The organism is Thainema salinarum CENA647, from assembly GCF_057732415.1.
Window position 1 is genome coordinate 4,675,826 of the sequence record NZ_JBYJZJ010000022.1, and the last position, 18,362, is coordinate 4,694,187.

General features: G+C 50.0%; 10 protein-coding genes, 2 tRNA genes and 3 rRNA genes. 6 read left to right on the top strand and 9 right to left on the bottom strand.

Annotated elements, in window-relative coordinates:
* The first annotated feature begins 16 nt into the window (after positions 1 to 16).
* Together AC286M_RS27255 and AC286M_RS27260 are read left to right on the top strand one after the other, a co-directional pair.
* Positions 17 to 616 carry a YbhB/YbcL family Raf kinase inhibitor-like protein gene (locus AC286M_RS27255; RefSeq protein WP_488207375.1) on the top strand — a complete coding sequence of 200 codons (600 nt, stop codon included), beginning with the start codon at positions 17 to 19 and terminating at the stop codon, positions 614 to 616.
* Between the two features lie 122 nt (positions 617 to 738).
* Entirely contained in the window at positions 739 to 1,173 is a 435-nt protein-coding gene (locus AC286M_RS27260) for a peroxiredoxin (RefSeq protein WP_488207376.1), read from the top strand.
* 81 nt (positions 1,174 to 1,254) lie between these two features.
* Here the strand turns inward: AC286M_RS27260 and rrf are convergent.
* From rrf to AC286M_RS27290, 6 genes are all read right to left on the bottom strand, one after another.
* Positions 1,255 to 1,372: ribosomal RNA gene (gene rrf / locus AC286M_RS27265) — 5S ribosomal RNA — on the bottom strand.
* An 86-nt stretch (positions 1,373 to 1,458) separates the two neighbouring features.
* Positions 1,459 to 4,336, bottom strand: a 23S ribosomal RNA gene (locus tag AC286M_RS27270).
* A gap of 193 nt (positions 4,337 to 4,529) precedes the next feature.
* Positions 4,530 to 4,605: transfer RNA gene (locus AC286M_RS27275), tRNA-Ala, on the bottom strand.
* A gap of 5 nt (positions 4,606 to 4,610) precedes the next feature.
* A tRNA-Ile gene (locus AC286M_RS27280) sits at positions 4,611 to 4,684 on the bottom strand.
* 115 nt (positions 4,685 to 4,799) lie between these two features.
* Positions 4,800 to 6,299, bottom strand: a 16S ribosomal RNA gene (locus AC286M_RS27285).
* The 16S, 23S and 5S rRNA genes sit together here with 2 tRNA genes alongside, the layout of an rRNA operon.
* Positions 6,300 to 6,653: 354 nt before the next feature.
* Positions 6,654 to 8,039 (bottom strand): TIGR03279 family radical SAM protein, encoded by a 1,386-nt coding sequence (locus AC286M_RS27290; RefSeq protein WP_488207377.1) that lies wholly within the window; start codon positions 8,037 to 8,039, stop codon positions 6,654 to 6,656.
* A 287-nt stretch (positions 8,040 to 8,326) separates the two neighbouring features.
* On the opposite strand from AC286M_RS27290, the gene AC286M_RS27295 reads away from it, so the two are divergent.
* The gene (locus AC286M_RS27295) at positions 8,327 to 10,291 is read left to right on the top strand and encodes an FAD-dependent oxidoreductase (protein ID WP_488207378.1); all 1,965 of its coding nucleotides are present in this window, start codon (positions 8,327 to 8,329) and stop codon (positions 10,289 to 10,291) included.
* Between the two features lie 80 nt (positions 10,292 to 10,371).
* On the opposite strand, the gene trpA is transcribed toward AC286M_RS27295, so the two are convergent.
* From trpA to ndhL, 3 genes are all read right to left on the bottom strand, one after another.
* A complete protein-coding gene (gene trpA / locus AC286M_RS27300) occupies positions 10,372 to 11,166 on the bottom strand; it encodes a tryptophan synthase subunit alpha (protein ID WP_488207379.1) in 795 nt (264 codons plus the stop codon).
* A 146-nt stretch (positions 11,167 to 11,312) separates the two neighbouring features.
* A complete protein-coding gene (locus tag AC286M_RS27305) occupies positions 11,313 to 11,666 on the bottom strand; it encodes a DUF3007 family protein (RefSeq protein WP_488207380.1) in 354 nt (117 codons plus the stop codon).
* A 3-nt stretch (positions 11,667 to 11,669) separates the two neighbouring features.
* Entirely contained in the window at positions 11,670 to 11,906 is a 237-nt protein-coding gene (gene ndhL, locus AC286M_RS27310) for an NAD(P)H-quinone oxidoreductase subunit L (RefSeq protein ID WP_488207381.1), read from the bottom strand.
* An 883-nt stretch (positions 11,907 to 12,789) separates the two neighbouring features.
* Between ndhL and glmS the strand changes: the two genes are divergently transcribed.
* The 3 genes from glmS to AC286M_RS27325 all read left to right on the top strand — a co-directional run bounded on the left by glmS (position 12,790) and on the right by AC286M_RS27325 (position 18,197).
* Positions 12,790 to 14,697: a glutamine--fructose-6-phosphate transaminase (isomerizing) gene (gene glmS, locus AC286M_RS27315; protein WP_488207382.1), complete on the top strand. Its 1,908-nt coding sequence runs from the start codon at positions 12,790 to 12,792 to the stop codon at positions 14,695 to 14,697.
* An 807-nt stretch (positions 14,698 to 15,504) separates the two neighbouring features.
* Positions 15,505 to 15,849, top strand: a complete 345-nt coding sequence (locus AC286M_RS27320) for a DUF1815 family protein (RefSeq protein ID WP_488207383.1) — start codon at positions 15,505 to 15,507, stop codon at positions 15,847 to 15,849.
* A 167-nt stretch (positions 15,850 to 16,016) separates the two neighbouring features.
* Positions 16,017 to 18,197: a flotillin family protein gene (locus AC286M_RS27325; protein WP_488207384.1), complete on the top strand. Its 2,181-nt coding sequence runs from the start codon at positions 16,017 to 16,019 to the stop codon at positions 18,195 to 18,197.
* Positions 18,198 to 18,362: the final 165 nt, after the last annotated feature.

The window sequence follows — 18,362 nt, forward strand, 5'->3', positions numbered from 1 at the left end:
GTTATCACCATTAAAAATGAAGCGAAGGAAAATCTTGGAATATGGAGGCATCATCCTAGCTGGAGTGGGCTTGGGGTTGGTAAGTTGCGATCGCAATCTAGATAAACCCTCTATCGAGCCGGAGCCTATAACCTCACCCTCACCTACCAACAAAGGTTTGCAGCTAAAAAGTTTTGCCTTTGAACCCAACGGGTTAATTCCCGTTCAGTACACATGTGACGGAGACAACATTTCACCACCATTAGTATGGGAAAAAGTGCCTGCTGGCACTCAAAGTTTGGCGCTGATCATGGATGATCCCGACGCTCCCGGCCAAACATTCGTCCACTGGGTTCTGTACAACATTCCTGCTAATGTTACCAAGTTAGCCGAGTCCATTCCCTCACAAGCCAAGCTTGATAGCGGTATCCTACAGGGTACAAACGGATTTCGCGAAATTGGTTATGGTGGTCCCTGCCCACCCAGCGGAACCCATCGATATGTGTTTACGCTTTATGCTCTGGATACCAAACTGGAACTCACTCCAGAAGCTAAAAAATCCGAACTCATACAAGCAGTAGATGGCCATATCCTAGGAGAAGCTCAGCTTGTAGGGCGCTACGCTCAGAAAAAGTAGTCAACAACTCTACCCCAGTACGTACAGTTCAAATTGATTTCACCTATCCAAAAACTGCTGCACTAAAAGGTCATCAGCGATAAGATACCTGGAGTGTACACTAGCAAAAAGGAAAGCAACATATGCCTCTAACTGCTGGCACTAAAGCCCCCGAATTCACAGCCAAAGACACTAATGGCAAAGCCGTTTCTCTCTCGGACTATGAGGGGAAGACTGTAGTGCTTTACTTTTATCCCAAAGACGACACACCAGGATGTACCAAAGAAGCTTGCAGCTTTCGAGACAACTATTCGCAGTATCAAGGGAAAGATATTGCTGTCTTCGGTGTCAGTATCGACGATGAAGCATCTCACAAAGCATTCACTGATAAATTCAACTTGCCATTTCCGCTACTAGCTGACACCGATGGCAGTATCATGAAAGCCTACGACGTTGACGGTGGTGGATATGCTAAACGAGTCACCTACGTGATTGACGGGGACGGCAATATCAGCAAAGTCTATAGCAGCATCAACACTGAAACCCACGCATCAGACATCCTAGCCGAAATCAGCTAGCCACTCGTTTACCACGAACAACTTACCAACAACAAGAAAGGAGCTCATCAGCTGATGAGCTCCTTTCTGCTTGAATGATTGACCTGGCACCGAGCTATTTTCCCGTGGGGCAACCCCCAAAGTATCTTCGCCGCTGCACCGTTTCACAACCAAGTTCGGGATGGAGTTGGAGTGGGGCCAGTGCGCCATTGGCACCAGGAAACTGATTGGGTTGAGCTTCCTGTAGAGAAGGAAGAACCCTGAAGACTGCATAGAAAGATGTCAAGTTCAGACCCAAATGTAGATATGGTCAAGCCCTCGGTCTGTTAGTATTCCTCAGCTTCATCCATTACTGAACTTCCACTTAGAACCTATCAACGGGTGTTCTTCCCGTGACCTTACCTGGCTAACCCAGTGAGAGTACTCATCTTGAGGTGGGCTTCCCACTTAGATGCTTTCAGCGGTTATCCTCTCCGCACATGGCTACCCTGCGTCTACCGTTGGCACGATAACAGGTACACCAGCGGTGCGTTCCTCCCGGTCCTCTCGTACTAAGGAGGAATCCTCTCAATACTCTTACGCCTGCACCGGATATGGACCGAACTGTCTCACGACGTTCTGAACCCAGCTCACGTACCGCTTTAATGGGCGAACAGCCCAACCCTTGGGACCTACTACAGCCCCAGGTTGCGATGAGCCGACATCGAGGTGCCAAACCTCCCCGTCGATGTGAACTCTTGGGGGAGATAAGCCTGTTATCCCTAGAGTAACTTTTATCCGTTGAGCGACGGCCCTTCCACGCGGAACCGTCGGATCACTAAGGCCTACTTTCGTACCTGCTCGAGTTGTAGCTCTTGCAGTCAAGCTCCCTTCTGCCTTTACACTCTGCGGCTGATTTCCAACCAGCCTGAGGGAACCTTTGCGCGCCTCCGTTACCTTTTAGGAGGCGACCGCCCCAGTCAAACTGCCCACCTGAAACTGTTCCCTTCCCGGATAACGGGTAAGGGTTAGAATTCTAGCCTTGTTAGAGTGGTATCTCACCAGTGACTCCACAGTCCCCACAAGGACTGCTTCATAGTCTCCCACCTATCCTGCGCAAACAAAGCCCGAACCCAATTCCAGGCTACAGTAAAGCTTCATAGGGTCTTTCTGTCCGGGTGCAGGTAGTCCGTATCTTCACAGACAATCCTATTTCGCCGAGCCTCTCTCCGAGACAGCTCCCAGATCGTTACGCCTTTCGTGCGGGTCGGAACTTACCCGACAAGGAATTTCGCTACCTTAGGACCGTTATAGTTACGGCCGCCGTTCACCGGGGCTTCAGTCGCGAGCTTCGCCGAAGCTAACCCACTTCCTTAACCTTCCGGCACTGGGCAGGCGTCAGCCCCCATACATCGTCTTGCGACTTAGCGGAGACCTGTGTTTTTGGTAAACAGTCGCCTGGGACTCTTCACTGCGACCACCTCTCGGTGGCACCCCTTCTCCCGAAGTTACGGGGCCATTTTGCCGAGTTCCTTAGAGAGAGTTATCTCGCGCCCCTTGGTATTCTCAACCTCCCTACCTGTGTCGGTTTCGGGTACGGGCAACGTTAGATTAACGTGGATAGAGCTTTTCTTGGAAGCCTGACATACACCACTTCCCCGCCGTAGCGGGTCGGACTCGTGCCTCAGCTCAGGTCGTTTTCGCCGACCCTCATCACCTTGAACACTTACGCCGGTAACCAACATCCGGCTGGCTTAGCCTTCTCCGTCCCTCTTCACAATCTAACGTCGGTACGGGAATGTTAACCCGTTGGCCATCGACTACGCCTTTCGGCCTCGCCTTAGGTCCCGACTAACCCTCCGCGGACGAGCCTTCCGGAGGAACCCTTAGGGTTTCGGGGCATTGGATTCTCACCAATGTTTTCGCTACTCAAGCCGACATTCTCACTTCTGATTCGTCCACACCTGCTTTCGCTAATGCTTCTAACTACTACAGAACGCTCCCCTACCACTTACGTAGTAAGTCCACAGCTTCGGTATAACACTTAGTCCCATTCATTTTCGGCGCAGGAGCGCTTGACCAGTGAGCTATTACGCACTCTTTCAAGGATGGCTGCTTCTAGGCAAACCTCCTGGTTGTCTCTGCACTCCCACCTCCTTTCCCACTTAGTGTTAATTTGGGGACCTTAGCTGGTGGTCTGGGCTGTTTCCCTCTCGACGATGAAGCTTATCCCCCACCGTCTCACTGGCAACGTGTGCACTGGGTATTCAGAGTTTGACTCGATTTGGTACCGCTCTCGCAGCCCGCACCGAATCAGTGCTTTACCCCCCAGTTATAATCGTTACCGCTGCGCCTAAACACATTTCGGGGAGAACCAGCTAGCTCCGGGTTCGATTGGCATTTCACCCCTAACCACACCTCATCCGCCAATTTTTCAACATTGGTCGGTGCGGACCTCCACTTGGTGTTACCCAAGCTTCATCCTGGACATGGTTAGATCACCCGGGTTCGGGTCTATAAACACTGACATAGTCGCCCTTATCAGACTCGGTTTCCCTCTGGCTCCGGCATTTCCGCCTTAACCCGCCAGTGCCTATAAGTCGCCGGCTCATTCTTCAACAGGCACGCCGTCATCCGTTAAATCGGACTCCGACTGCTTGTAGGCTTACGGTTTCATGTTCTATTTCACTCCCCTCCCGGGGTTCTTTTCACCTTTCCCTCGCGGTACTGTTTCACTATCGGTCACACAGGAGTATTTAGCCTTACGAGGTGGTCCTCGCGGATTCACACGGGATTTCACGTGCCCCGTGCTACTCGGGATCCGGCTAGGCTAGTTCAGTTTTCGACTACGGGACTTTCACCCCCTCTGGTGCAGTATTCAGCTGCTTCGTCTAACCTTTCTAGTCCACATTGCCGTCCCACAACCCCAGCAGTAAAAACCACTGGTTTAGGCTCTTCCCGTTTCGCTCGCCGCTACTCAGGGAATCGAGTTTTCTTTCTCTTCCTCCAGCTACTAAGATGTTTCAATTCGCTGGGTTGGCTCGTGCCAGTCTATGGATTCAACTGGCCGTACTTAGGGTTGCCCCATTCGGAAACCCACGGATCACTGCTTGCTTCCAACTCCCCGTGGCATATCGCCGGTAACCGCGTCCTTCATCGCCTCTGTGTGCCTAGGTATCCGCCGTAAGCCCTTGATAGCTTGACCATTTACTTACATTGGTGTCTGTTCGTGACTGAACCATCAATCATTGCTGATTCATAGCTTCGTCAACATCTACCTGACATCTCTTTTCTCTATGCAGTTTTCAAGGTTCTTTGCTGGTCTAATCCAGCAGCCTTTCTAGCTACTGATAGCTTGTCTGCTCAGTAGTTTAGAAATAGTGCTGAATTATTAAATCTGGTGGAGGTAAGCGGACTCGAACCGCTGACATCCTGCTTGCAAAGCAGGCGCTCTACCAGCTGAGCTATACCCCCACGAGTGGGCCATCCTGGACTCGAACCAGGGACCTCACCCTTATCAGGGGTGCGCTCTAACCACCTGAGCTAATAGCCCATATCCGGCCCCTCGATAGTTCAGAAACCAATAATAATCATCTCGACCGACCTAGGATGACCTTACTTAGGTGCTCTATCAGTTTTCGCACGTCTAAGTAGGGTAGGTCGCCTTGAAAGGAGGTGATCCAGCCACACCTTCCGGTACGGCTACCTTGTTACGACTTCACCCCAGTCACCAGCCCTGCCTTCGGCGTCCCCCTCCGCGAACGGTTGGGGTAACGACTTCGGGCGTGGCCAGCTTCCATGGTGTGACGGGCGGTGTGTACAAGGCCCGGGAACGTATTCACCGCAGTATGCTGACCTGCGATTACTAGCGATTCCTCCTTCATGCAGGCGAGTTGCAGCCTGCAATCTGAACTGAGCCTCGGTTTATGGGATTAGCTCAACCTCGCGGTCTGGCTGCCCTTTGTCCGAAGCATTGTAGTACGTGTGTAGCCCAGGACGTAAGGGGCATGCTGACTTGACGTCATCCCCACCTTCCTCCGGTTTGTCACCGGCAGTCTCTCTAGAGTGCCCAACTGAATGATGGCAACTAAAAACGAGGGTTGCGCTCGTTGCGGGACTTAACCCAACATCTCACGACACGAGCTGACGACAGCCATGCACCACCTGTGTTCCAGCTCCCGAAGGCACTCCTCGGTTTCCCGAGGATTCTGGACATGTCAAGCCCTGGTAAGGTTCTTCGCGTTGCATCGAATTAAACCACATACTCCACCGCTTGTGCGGGCCCCCGTCAATTCCTTTGAGTTTCACACTTGCGTGCGTACTCCCCAGGCGGGATACTTAACGCGTTAGCTACGGTACTGAACGGGTCGATACGTCCAACACCTAGTATCCATCGTTTACAGCTAGGACTACAGGGGTATCTAATCCCTTTCGCTCCCCTAGCTTTCGTCCATGAGTGTCAGTTACGGCCCAGCAGAGCGCTTTCGCCACCGGTGTTCTTCCTGATATCTACGCATTTCACCGCTACACCAGGAATTCCCTCTGCCCCTACCGTACTCTAGCTATCCAGTTTCCACTGCCGAACCAGGGTTGAGCCCTGGAATTTGACAGCAGACTTGAATAGCCACCTGCGGACGCTTTACGCCCAATAATTCCGGATAACGCTTGCATCCTCCGTCTTACCGCGGCTGCTGGCACGGAGTTAGCCGATGCTTATTCCTCAGGTACCGTCAGATCTTCTTCCCTGAGAAAAGAGGTTTACAACCCACAGGCCGTCCTCCCTCACGCGGCGTTGCTCCGTCAGGCTTTCGCCCATTGCGGAAAATTCCCCACTGCTGCCTCCCGTAGGAGTCTGGGCCGTGTCTCAGTCCCAGTGTGGCTGATCATCCTCTCAGACCAGCTACTGATCGTCGCCTTGGTGAGCTCTTACCTCACCAACTAGCTAATCAGACGCGAGCTCATCTTCAGGCAGAAAACTGTTTCATCCGTAGACATATGGGGTATTAGCCACCGTTTCCAGTGGTTGTCCCCCTCCTGAAGGCAGATTCTCACGCGTTACTCACCCGTCCGCCACTCATACTTACCCCGAAGGGCGTTCTGCGTTCGACTTGCATGTGTTAAGCACGCCGCCAGCGTTCATCCTGAGCCAGGATCAAACTCTCCGTGTTAAAAACTTAGAAAGTTTTTTGGCTCCAAATACGATTCTCTTACGTTAAGAAACGTATCGACTCGTACCCGGAATATATTAAAATTTGGTAAGCTTTGCTAAACTAGCCCACCATCTGTCTTTTCCTTGACGAGATGTGATGTTCTTGGCTTCTGAACTATTCTTATGTCGAGGTTCCGTTTCTCGCTCAAGGAGCTCAGCACAAACGCTCTCTCCTCCAGCGCTTTATCAATATAACGACCCGGAAACAGATTTGTCAACATCTTTCTTTTTGGAAATCTCGAAAAGACTGGAAAAGCTTTGCAGCAAGAGGTTTGGTTAGGGACGAGAAACGGAAGGAAGTGTTCGCAAAATTCTAGAGAATCGCTTGGAAAGGATTGCCTTGATGCAACTCTGAGTCTCCAATGCTTGGATCAACGGCCATTTCAATCAGCTCGTCTACACCATCTACGGAATAAATAGGTACTCCTAGCTTAGCTGCTACATCTTCTAAACGCATGTCGTCTAGAAAAACGGCTTCGCCATGCTTGAGCATCAGTTTGGGTAGCAAAATTCCATCGCCTAAATCTCGCCCAGTCAAATGGTGTAACAGATCTTGTCCGGTGAGCAATCCCGTTACGGTGATGTCCTGTCCCCAATAATTGCTGCTAAATGCTGCCATCTGAACAGTCAAACCCTTGACTTGATTTAAACGGGCAACTACAGGCTGAAACGCCTGTTCTACTGCATTACCGATGACCCAAGTTAAGGTGTGAGATCGCATAATCCTATCTGGCAATAAATCATCAGCAGATTGTTTAAACTCCTGTAAGAATTGACGAATCGATCCAACACCGTTCCCAATTTGGGGATAGTCTTCGTAATGAGACGTTGGTGGTAATTCCTGTCCTGCAATCAAGAACCATTCATCGGCTAGCCAAACACAGGTTGAGCCAAGCTCTTGTCGGCAGGTAGCCTGGATAGCCTGTACCTGTTCAATAACTTCGGCCGCTTTGTCAGGTGTGACAGGAACCAACTCATCCTGAGCAGGACGAAATCGCGTGAGCCCAACGGGTACAACTGCAATTGATGCAACTGTTGGGAGTTTTACTGCATGGAATTTAGTCAAATCCTGTAGCGTTCGCTCTAAATGAATTCCGTCGTTGATGCCGGGGCATACAACAACCTGAGCGTGAATTTGGAGCCGATGTTTTTGAAACCAGCGCAGCTGATCAAGGATTTTTCCCGCACGTTCGTTCTTAAGCAACTGCTGGCGAATATCCGGTTCCGTTGCATGCACTGAAACATAGAGCGGCGACAAACGCATATCCGCAATCCGATCCCATTCCCGCTCGGTCAAATTAGTCAGGGTCAAATAGCTGCCGTAGAGAAAGCTCAGCCGATAGTCATCGTCTTTAAAATAGAGGGTTTCCCGTTTGCCAGGAGGCTGCTGATCAATAAAGCAAAAGGGACAGCGATTATTGCATTGAATTAAATCATCGAAGAGGGCGGTTTCAAACTCTAAGCCTAAATCGTCATCGTAATCTTTCTCAATTTCAACCTGGTGCGTTTTGCCCTTTGCGTCCAAAACCTCCAACATGAGCAACTCGTCGGCACACAGAAACCGATAATCAATCAAATCCCGTGGCTTCTGCTGATTAATCGACACCAGCCGATCACCCGGTTCAAAGCCGATTTCTTCGGCAATAGAACCAGGTAATACATTAGTGATCAAAGCAGGACGGATGGAGAGTTTGCTCATGAATATTTCTAGACAGCAACCATTTAGCGCAGTTTACAGTTTACTTAGACCTGTTCGTACCAAAGGTTCTATTTTAGAATCTAAAGCATTTTCTAGCTTCGGATGAACCCCTTGAGCCAATCCAACCAAAACCCTCTTGGGCGTTGAAAGAACGTTAGTTTTAACATCTAACCGCTGGTCAACTTGAATATTAACCGTCCCAACAATACCTGAAAAGGGTTTGAAAAGTCGGTCTATACTTTGTTACTAGATTTTAGCGTTCCAAGAATTTGGGGGAGTGGAGGTTAATGCGGCGTTCTGGAAGATCACGGCGATGGCAACGACAGCGACGAGTCAAACGAGAGCGAACGCTCCTGAAGGGGGTTCTGTTTGGCCTGGTCATTGTCTTATCCGGCTACAAGCTTTCGTCGCTGCCGGTTGTTTCACTCAATGCGCTGTGGATGCCCGCTGATGCGTTTCTTGCCTCGACTCCAATTGAGCTGCCCCCTCCCTCTATTTTCAATAGCAGACCCCAGCTTTCCCCTTTACCAACACCGGAGGAAGTTTGGGAGTGTGAGGTCGTAGTCGTCGGCGGATCTCTCGGGGGAGTCGCGGCTGCCAGTCATGCCATGCAGTCGGGGGCAACCACCTGCCTGATTGAGCTAACGCCTTGGCTAGGCGGACAAGTTAGCTCCCAAGGGGTATCGGCTCTGGATGAGTCAGGCGCTATGCGACAGCAGTTGAATTACTCAGAAAGCTGGCGCTTATTTCGGGAGCGTATTAAGCAGCAGTTTGCAGACTTGCCCGATTGGAGTCCTATTTCATCACCGCAACCCGTAGCCAATATCAACAGCTGCTGGGTTGGCACCCTCTGTTTTCCGCCTGAAGCGGGCGCGGTGGCCTCACGAGAACTATTAGAAGATGCCTCGCAGCAGGCACCAGAAAGCCGCTGGGCGGTCGAAACTGCGTTTAAGGGAGCTGAATTTGATCCTGCCGGACGCCAAATTACTGCGATCTATGCGGTGCGACGCACACCCACCGATCCAGACTATGTTCCTAGTGGTCGGTTCTCAAAAGATTTATCGGACTGGTATAGCTGGTCGCCCACGGAAAAATATGACAAAACGCCCATGCGTCTCCAGCCCCCAGAAGGCAAGCGCATGATTGTCATTGATGCCACTGATACAGGCGAGCTAATTGGCTGGGCCAATGTTCCCCATCGGCTGGGATCAGAGTCCCATTTCACAACCGGAGAAATCAATGCCGCTAATCGCGATAATCCTGAATGCACCCAGGCGTTTACCTATCCATTTGCGATCGCAATTCACGATGATGGCGGCAAGAGTTTAGAAAAACTGTCTCAGGTTGAACCAATCTATGCCCTGCATGAACATGAAGGACTCTTTGATATGGAAGGGTTTAGCATGTTTGCCGGACGCAGTTTCTTCCACTATCGCCGCATCGTCAGCACAACCAAAAACGATCCCAATAATGGTTCCCCGGCTCGTGGCGACATCGCGATGATCAACTGGAATCGAGGCAATGACTGGATTTGGATGGAACCATCGTTGATCCTCACTCAGGAGCAAATCCGTGAGTCTGGCCAGTCGCAAAACTGGATGGGTGGGATGTCAACCAATGCCCTTAACAAAGCCGAAGTACACGCTCTGTTGTTTGCTCGTTGGTTGCTCAAGGGTAAAGCGACACCAGAGTACCCGCTATCGTTTTTAGATGGAGCCAATGCACCAATGGGCACGGCCTCTGGTTTGAGCATGTACCCCTACATTCGCGAAGGTCGCCGTATCTTGGGACGTACCGCCTATGGTGAGATCGAATTTATGATGAGGGAACAGGATTTACGAACCGACATGTCAGGAGGCCGCAGTTTTCATCCCACAGCCGTTGGCTTTGCTCATTACGATATTGATATCCACGGCTGTCGCTATCGCAACTGGGAATCATCAGGCGAGGCCACCAGCGCGGGCACGGGTTCTGGCTTGGTGCGTCCAGCCAAGGTACCCCTCGAAGCGCTGCTGCCCCAAGGTATTGATAACCTGCTGATCGGTGGCAAAAGTATGGCTGTCACCCATATTGCGAATGCCATGACTCGAATTCACTACAATGAATGGCAAGTCGGTGGAGCCGCAGGTGCGATCGCAGGTTGGCTGATTGCCCATCCCGATGTTCAACAACCTGCCGACATCATCCCCCAGGGCGAAATGCCCACCGTGCAAAATCATCTAATTCAGCAGGGACTAAGGCTTGACTGGTAATTTAGGTGCAAGGACTGAGTGCTAAGTGAGATTGAATTTACGCCTCACTCCTCACTCTGCACTCTTCACGCCTTTCTCACTTACCGCAATGCTGCCTTCAACTCAGCACACAGTGACTGCACAGCGGCTAAACCCTCTTCTGGATTCTGACCTGCGAGGCGCTTGACAAAGGCGCTGCCGACGATAACGGCATCGGCACCCCAGCTGCGTAGCTGGGTGGCTTGTTCGGCTTGGGAGACACCAAAACCGACGCCGATACACTTATCGGATGCCTGGTGTAAATCTTGCAGCAAGCTCTGGACACGATCGTTGACCTGGGTTCGCATTCCGGTCACGCCTGTGACGCTGACCAGATAAACAAATCCCTGGGATCGCGCAGTAATGGCCTTAATCCGCTCAATCGGGCTGGTGGGAGCGACGAGTAACGTTAATTCAATTCCGGCTGCGATCGCAGGTTCCATCAGCGTATCAACTTCTTCCAGTGGCAGGTCAGGCACGACGAGTCCTTTTACTCCCGCAGCGGCAATATTGTCTAGAAAGGTTTTGATTCCCCGATTGAGAATGGGATTGTAGTAAGTGAATAAAACGATGGGTGCCTGGATTGTCGGTGATACCTGCTGTACTAGCTTTAGCACGTTATCCAGCTTGACGCCTCGGCTCAGGGCACGCGTCGCTGCGGCCTGAATTACAGGGCCATCAGCTAGTGGATCGGAGTAAGGTACTCCCAGCTCAATGACATCTGCCCCGTTTTGGTCGAGGATTTGCAGGGCTTTGGCGGTTGTGTCCAAATCGGGATCGCCTGCGGTGATGAAAGGGACTAATGCACATTCACCGCGATCGCGCAGGGACTGCATATGCTCAGAAACAGATGTCATGGGAATACCGAATAGGCTAGCAAGTTACACATTCTACGGTGCTTTGGGGCCAAATCCCAAACCAAATTGCAAAGAAAATGCTGGAACAGCTAAGCTGTTCCAGCATTTTCTTAACGGCTTTCATGAGAATTCTGAGATGGGGTAAATCAAATACCGCTATCTGTTTTTTGTTTTTGCTCTTTTTTCTGCTCGTCTTCTTGCTGCCGTTCCTGTTCAATTTCGGCCTGAAGCTTGGCTAGCTCTGCGGGCGACATGGCATCCAGCCGCTTTTGCAGAACAGCGTCTTCATAGTCTTTCATCTGCTGGTTGTAGGTCATATTGCGCGTTAGCACCCGTAGCAAATACGTCAGGAGCCAAACAACGATACCAACAACGAGTCCTGCTTCTGCCCAAATGCCAGCGGTCGTATTATCCAAACCGATAGCAAGCAGCACCACATAGAGCAGCCCACCCGCACCAAATACAGCTAGGCCAACACCAATTACGTCAATTCGCCGCATGACTTATCCTTCAATAGGACGCCGTTTGGGGCGGAAGTTGAGGAACGGGCTCAGCAACAGCAAACCGGGGAACAGGAGAAATAGTAAACCGTACATCAGCAGGCGCTCAACTGAACTAGCGACATACCAGCGCTCTTTGAGATAGATATAGAGCAGTCCAGGCAATACCAACAGGTAAGCTCCGCCTAGCGCTAAGTACAGCCCAGCAGCCAAAATTGGGGTCGTCAACAATTCTTCCATAGGTTTCAGCGATACCTTGTCATCATCTGCGATCGCGCTTCGTTTATCTTAATACACAACTTAAATCCTGACGGATCAACCTGGCGCGGAGTCGGGATCAGTTTGAGTTAGGTTACATCCTGTCAAATAGAGTTGCCAAAACTTACGTCCTAATGGTGGAATAAACAAGCGGAATACAGGTTATACTGTTTTTCCGATATTACTTTTGGGGATGTGGCGGAATTGGTAGACGCTGCGGACTTAAGTAATTGAGCCTTTGGGGAGAAATCCTTAAAGTGACCGCTCTCAAATTCAGGGAAACCTAAGTCTAGTTTTGAAAACTGCCTTTGCAGGCTTCATCACAGAGACGGCAATCCTGAGCCAAGCCCATATTTATGAGTCAGACCAAGTTCAGACTGCGTAATTTGGGAAGGTGCAGAGACTCGACGGGAGCTACCCTAACGTCAAGCCGAGGGTAAAGAGAGAGTCCAATTCTCAAAGCCAATTTGAACCAACTTGACGGTTCAAAGCTGGCAGGAGCGAAAGCTGCAGGAGAATGAAAATCCGTTGACCCTTATAAGGTCGTGAGGGTTCAAGTCCCTCCATCCCCATTAATTGTTTAAAGAGATTTAAGAGGACGTTTTCATTGCTAGACAATGAAAACGTCCTCTTAAATTTAGGGCGCAATCGTTAAGCAGAATGATCTGATTTCAGGCAATCCGGTTAGAATCGTCTCTAACAATTTACGATTGTTGGTTTGTGGTGTGAGATTTACAACTTAGGCATTCTGATTTGCGATTAGATATGCGACTACGATCGCGCGTGACTCAAGCCCAAAGTTGATGAGGGCTGTCTTAGGCATTTATACTCGATCCTTGTGTGTGGCAAGAGGGAGTGAGCAACTATGTGTGGAATCGTCGGTTATATCGGCACCCAGTCCGCGACGCCAATCTTGATGGAGGGACTGCGACAGCTCGAATATCGTGGTTACGATTCCGCCGGGATCGCCACCATTTGGGAAGATAAGCTGCACTGCGTTCGCGCCAAAGGTAAGCTCTACAACCTGCGAGCCAAGCTAGAAGGTCAAGAAACTCCGGCCCAAATTGGCATTGGTCATACTCGCTGGGCCACCCACGGGAAGCCAGAAGAGCACAATGCCCATCCCCACCGCGATATGTCGCGCCGAGTAGCGGTGGTGCAAAACGGAATTGTTGAGAACTATCGAGAACTGCGGCAGAGCTTGCAGCAGAAGGGCTACGAGTTTACCACAGAGACCGATACCGAAGTGATCCCCAATTTGATTGCGGATCATCTCAACCAGATGCGCGATCGCAATGAGCTATCTCAGCACCTATCACCGCTGACTGAAGCTGTACGCCGGACAGTCAATGAGCTAGAGGGTGCCTTTGCCATTGTGGTTCTGTGTACTGATTATCCTGATGAATTGGTGATGGCGCGGCAACAGGCTCCGCTGGTGATTGGCTTTGGTCAAGGCGAGTTTTTCTGCGCCTCAGATGTACCTGCGATCGCGCCTTATACTCGCGCGGTCGTGACGCTGGATAACCAGGAGATGGCGACGCTGACCCCGCTTGGGGTAACGATGCAGACATTTGCTGGACAGCGGGTCTCCAAGTATCCTCGTCTACTCAGTGGTGCAACTCTCTCTGCCGAAAAGCAGGGATTCCGCCACTACATGCTGAAGGAAATTCACGAACAGCCAGGAGTAGTTCGCACCTGTTTAGAGAACTATTTAACGGCTGATTGGCAAGATGGCAACGCGGCGGGATCGCCTGTCAATCTGGGCTTATCAGAGGATTTATATACCGATGTTCAGCAGGTTCAAATTTTGGCCTGTGGCACCAGTTGGCACGCCAGTTTGGTCGGTAAGTACCTGATTGAGCAGCTGGCGGCTATTCCGACGATGGTGCAGTATGCCTCTGAGTTCCGCTATTCCCCTGCGCCGCTGACGCCGAACACGATTACGATTGGCGTCACCCAGTCCGGCGAAACGGCTGACACCATCGCGGCACTGGAAATGGAAAAAGAGCGCCGCACCCGTCATGCTGGAGCCGGATTTGAGCCGCGTCTGATCGGCATTACCAATCGTCCGGAAAGCACAATTGCTCATTTGGTGCCGAATTTGATCGTTACGCCAGCGGGGATCGAGGTGGGCGTAGCCGCAACCAAAACTTTCTTGGCGCAGGTGATGGCTTTTTACTTCGTGGCGCTGGAACTAGCTCACCGTCGTCAGACCCTTTCCTCACAGCGGCTGAATGAAATCATTGCCGGACTGCGACAGTTGCCAAATCAGATTGAGCAGATCTTGCAGGATCAAGATCAAGCCATTGAAGAAATTGCTCATCAGTTTGTCGAAACCCAAGACTTTATCTTCATTGGTCGCGGCGTCAACTTCCCGATTGCCCTGGAAGGAGCGCTCAAGCTGAAGGAAATCAGCTATATCCACGCCGAGGGCTACCCAGCAGGCGAGATGAAGCACGGCCCGATTGCGCTGCTGGATTCCAAAGTCCCTGTGGTTGCGATCGCAATGCCGGGGTTTGTCTACGAGAAAGTGATCTCAAACGCCCAAGAAGCGAAAGCGCGGGATGCTCAAATCATTGGCGTAGCTCCCATTGGCGATGAGGCCGCTGCAGAGGTCTTTGACGTACTGCTGCCTGTACCTCATGTTGAAGAGATTTTATCGCCAGTTTTAGCCACAATCCCGCTCCAGCTTTTGGCTTATCACATCGCTGCCATTCGAGGTCTAGATGTCGATCAGCCCCGCAACCTTGCTAAAAGCGTCACGGTTGAATAATTACAGCAGTCTTGGCCAATTAACTTCTGCCAATTAACTTCTGCCAATTGACTTCTAAGTTTCTCATCTAAATTTACAAAGAAAGCCATAGCTGCAAAGCTGGCTGTATGACTCTCTTTAGATGGATGTAGAAGTCACTATTTAACGGTGGTTGTCACCATCAACTGTCCGATCGGCGCTGAATGAACTCATAAAAGTTACATAGATTAATGCGATCGCATAAAAAACTCAGCAAAGTCGTATCAAAATAGCTGAAGCAAATTCCAGCCAATAATCAGCCAGCCTAAACTATTTTGAACAGGTTTAATCAGCATCTATCCCTTGTCCAAAAAGGCAATCGGCATTTTCTTAAATTCGAAATCTAAACGTGTGCTGTGAAGCGGCAAAAACCATTCAGCGAATGTGTAAAGGAACTGTCACTGATGATACCCCCAATATCATTAGTCATTGGTTAGGCTGATGATAGATTGATTTACCTAAATTCATTCTGCTAATGCAGTTATGCATCAGCAGAATGCTCAATTCAGCATCTATCGTTGTAGGAAATCTAAAGCTGATTAACTTAACTTGGCTGCGGCCACAATCCCCATCAGCTCTCACATACCGCTTGAAAACCTACAGTCGGCATATTATGACCAACCATGAAGCAGCATGTACTAACTTACTAATTCATCAACTTCCGTCAATTTAGCTTTTATAGCTTTGGCTTATATATACCTTTTAGGAAAGCTATCATATAATCCACCTAGGGAATTATTAAAAAAAAGTAAAAAGTTTTACAATTGTGTGGTTACAGGAGGAACAAGCGTGTTTATTAGATTGGCAGAACAGCACAGGCAGTTTGTACAAGATCTAGTGATGAACTTGCAAGCACTTGCACTAGTGCTAGAGAACAAAGGATATCTAGCCTCGTGCTATACCTGCGGTGGGCAGATGAACAGCGCATCGTTTATGGTTAGTCTTGGCGATGATCACCTGATTCGCTTCTTGGTCTCTGACTATGGCATCACCTGGACAGAGATGCGGGACGATCGCGAACTGATGAAGCTGGAAGGAGCTGAAGCGATTAGCCAACTACAAGAACTTGCCAATCTGGTGAAATATCAGGTTAAGCCGTCTGATTATTCCAGTGTTGTTTTGCAGAAAGCATAAGGGTACAGGAGTACAACGGATGCGCAGTATTCCTGTTAACCATTCAGAGCAGTAGTCCAAATATTAGTTAACAGTTCGACTCAACATAGGGACACTGGCCATATTCTCAGCCATTATGGAAGGCAGATTGTCATGGTTCTATCTGTTCTTTCGCTGCGGTGATTTCCATGTTGTTCTGGTTTGAACTTTTGCAGTCTCTGCCTCAGCTATCTGATGTTGCTCCCAGATTTGATTCGTTGCTCGCTTCCATATCGGATCAATCGTCCGAGCCATCCGAAAATCGTGATTTAGCTGAGCCAGAAGTTAGTCATTTTGTTGCTGAACTACCAACTCAACCTGCACCCCGTCTTGCCCAATTACCCAGCGGAGCGTTGGCCAGTGTCACTACATTAGCTGGCGCGTTTGTTGGCGTTATTGTTCTGCTGCTCATCGCAATTTGGGCCTATACTCGCGTCTACACAATTACTCCAACGAATGCGGCTTTTGTCAAAACAGGTGGAGTCTTTAAAAAGCAGAAAAAAGTCATTCTCAATGGTGGCTGCATTGTTCTACCGGGATTTCACGAGCTAACCCGCGTACCGCTGCGAGAACTATCCATTGATGTAGAGCGCACGGGCAAACTAGCAGTACGGACGCAAGATTATCTGCGGGCTGATATGCGGGTTACATTCTACGTATGTGTGAGTCCTTCACAAGAAGATGTGCTGACGGCGGCAGCTCGGCTTTCCAACGAAGGGCAAATTACACCGACCGATATTAAAAATGCGCTGGAAAAGCGGGCAGATGACGCCATTCGGGCAGCGGCGAAGACGAAAAAGCTGGCTGAAATCGATTCCGATAAATTAGGGTTTGCGCAAGAAGTCCTGAACCTGATCGAGCCAGATCTAAAGAAAGTAGGTCTAACGCTCAATAACATCGCCATTTCAGAAGTTGAAGAAAGCGATACCTACGACACCAACAATTTCTTTGATGCGCAAGGGGTACGGTTACGAACGGAAACAATTCAGCGATCAATTCAGCAAAAGCGGGAAGTAGAACTAGTTACTCAGGTCACGATTGAGCAAAAAGAGCTGGATGCTGAAAAGCGATCTCTAACCATTGCGCAGGAAAAGGAAGGGGCTAAACTTGCCCAACAGCTTGAAGTTGAAGCTCTTAAAGCACAGCGAGAGCGGGAAATCCAAGAAGCGAAAGACCGAGAGGCCGCGACGGCTCAGCGAACCAAGATTCTGCAAGAGAAATCAGTCGAAGAAGAAGAGATCGCTCGTAAGCTCAGTTTGCAGCAAAGCCAAATTGACGCTGATATTGCACTGGAGGAGCGGCAAAAGCAGCTTAAAGTGGCGCAAGCGCTGCAAAAGCAAGAGGCAGAAGTGGCTGAAATCACCCGTCAGAAAGCAGTTGAAGCGTCCCGATTAACATCTCAAATTGAAGTTGCTCAGGCTGAACAGGAAGCTCGTACTGCTCAGGAAGCGGCTGCGATCGCAATTGCCAACAAGCGTCGTGAAAGCTTACTGGCAGAAGCCGAACGGGCGCAGGCGGAAGAAGCGGTTCAAACCGCATCTGATGTAGAAATTGCCGAGCGGCAAAAACGGTTGTCTATGATTGCGGCAGAACGGGAAGCGGAAGAACGGCGAATTTCAGAGCAAAACGTGGTCGAAATTGACGTGTTCCGCCGCCGCCGTCAAGCTGAAATTGCTCGTCAAGCTGCTGATCTAGAAGCCGCATCGATTCGCACGCTAGCCCAGGCGGAACGAGATAAAGCGCTAGCTGAAGCTGAGGGTATTGAAGCTCAGGTTGCAGCTCGCAACGTCATCAGCAACGCCAACCTCACGGCAGATGTAATTCGCGAACTATGGCCTGAACTGGTTGTCAAGCTGCCCGAAATCATGCAGGCGCTAGCTCCCCAACCCGGTGTGCTAGGTGATGCCCGGATTTATGCCTTTCCGGGTGGGATCAGTAACGGAACCAATGGCAACAGCACTAATGGCAACGGCAGTAGTAATGGGATCTCTGATATCAGTAAGCTGATGATGTCAACCAGTGGTCTGACTCTGATTAATACATTGCTGGACGAAGGTAAATTGGGATCACTGATCAATCAGGTTCGGCAAATGGCAATGCAAGATTCTGATGGCAAATCCAAGCCAAACGTAGAAGAAAAGGTGAAGGTGGAAGAGCGCGATCGCACCTTAAACATCAATCAATCCCCAACCAACCAACCTTCCTTTGTTCAAACGCCATCAGCAGTGAACACCAGCAACTTACCCACATCTTCATCTCCAGCAATACCGCCAATACAACCCTTAATCACTCCACCATCACCGGATGGATCTTCTGAACCAGCCAAATGAGTTTATCTGGAGCTAAATTGCTACCTTAAAGCTCGTAAACGTGGCCTCATCGTTCGTGTTATGACATTAAGAACCCAAAGCATTTTTTCCTGTCACTGTTAAATTACATTAATCAAATTTATTCCTGAGGTGATAGCCTAGATAAATGCTTCATGGGGACGTTGA

What these genes read in the sequence shown, in the direction of transcription:
- AC286M_RS27255 (WP_488207375.1), top strand. Translation starts at nt 17, where the DNA reads ATGAAGCGAAGGAAAATCTTGGAATATGGAGGCATCATCCTAGCTGGA.
- AC286M_RS27325 (WP_488207384.1), top strand. Translation starts at nt 16,017, where the DNA reads ATGTTGTTCTGGTTTGAACTTTTGCAGTCTCTGCCTCAGCTATCTGAT.
- glmS (WP_488207382.1), top strand. Translation starts at nt 12,790, where the DNA reads ATGTGTGGAATCGTCGGTTATATCGGCACCCAGTCCGCGACGCCAATC.
- AC286M_RS27290 (WP_488207377.1), bottom strand. Translation starts at nt 8,039, where the DNA reads ATGAGCAAACTCTCCATCCGTCCTGCTTTGATCACTAATGTATTACCT.
- trpA (WP_488207379.1), bottom strand. Translation starts at nt 11,166, where the DNA reads ATGACATCTGTTTCTGAGCATATGCAGTCCCTGCGCGATCGCGGTGAA.
- AC286M_RS27260 (WP_488207376.1), top strand. Translation starts at nt 739, where the DNA reads ATGCCTCTAACTGCTGGCACTAAAGCCCCCGAATTCACAGCCAAAGAC.
- AC286M_RS27295 (WP_488207378.1), top strand. Translation starts at nt 8,327, where the DNA reads ATGCGGCGTTCTGGAAGATCACGGCGATGGCAACGACAGCGACGAGTC.
- ndhL (WP_488207381.1), bottom strand. Translation starts at nt 11,906, where the DNA reads ATGGAAGAATTGTTGACGACCCCAATTTTGGCTGCTGGGCTGTACTTA.
- AC286M_RS27305 (WP_488207380.1), bottom strand. Translation starts at nt 11,666, where the DNA reads ATGCGGCGAATTGACGTAATTGGTGTTGGCCTAGCTGTATTTGGTGCG.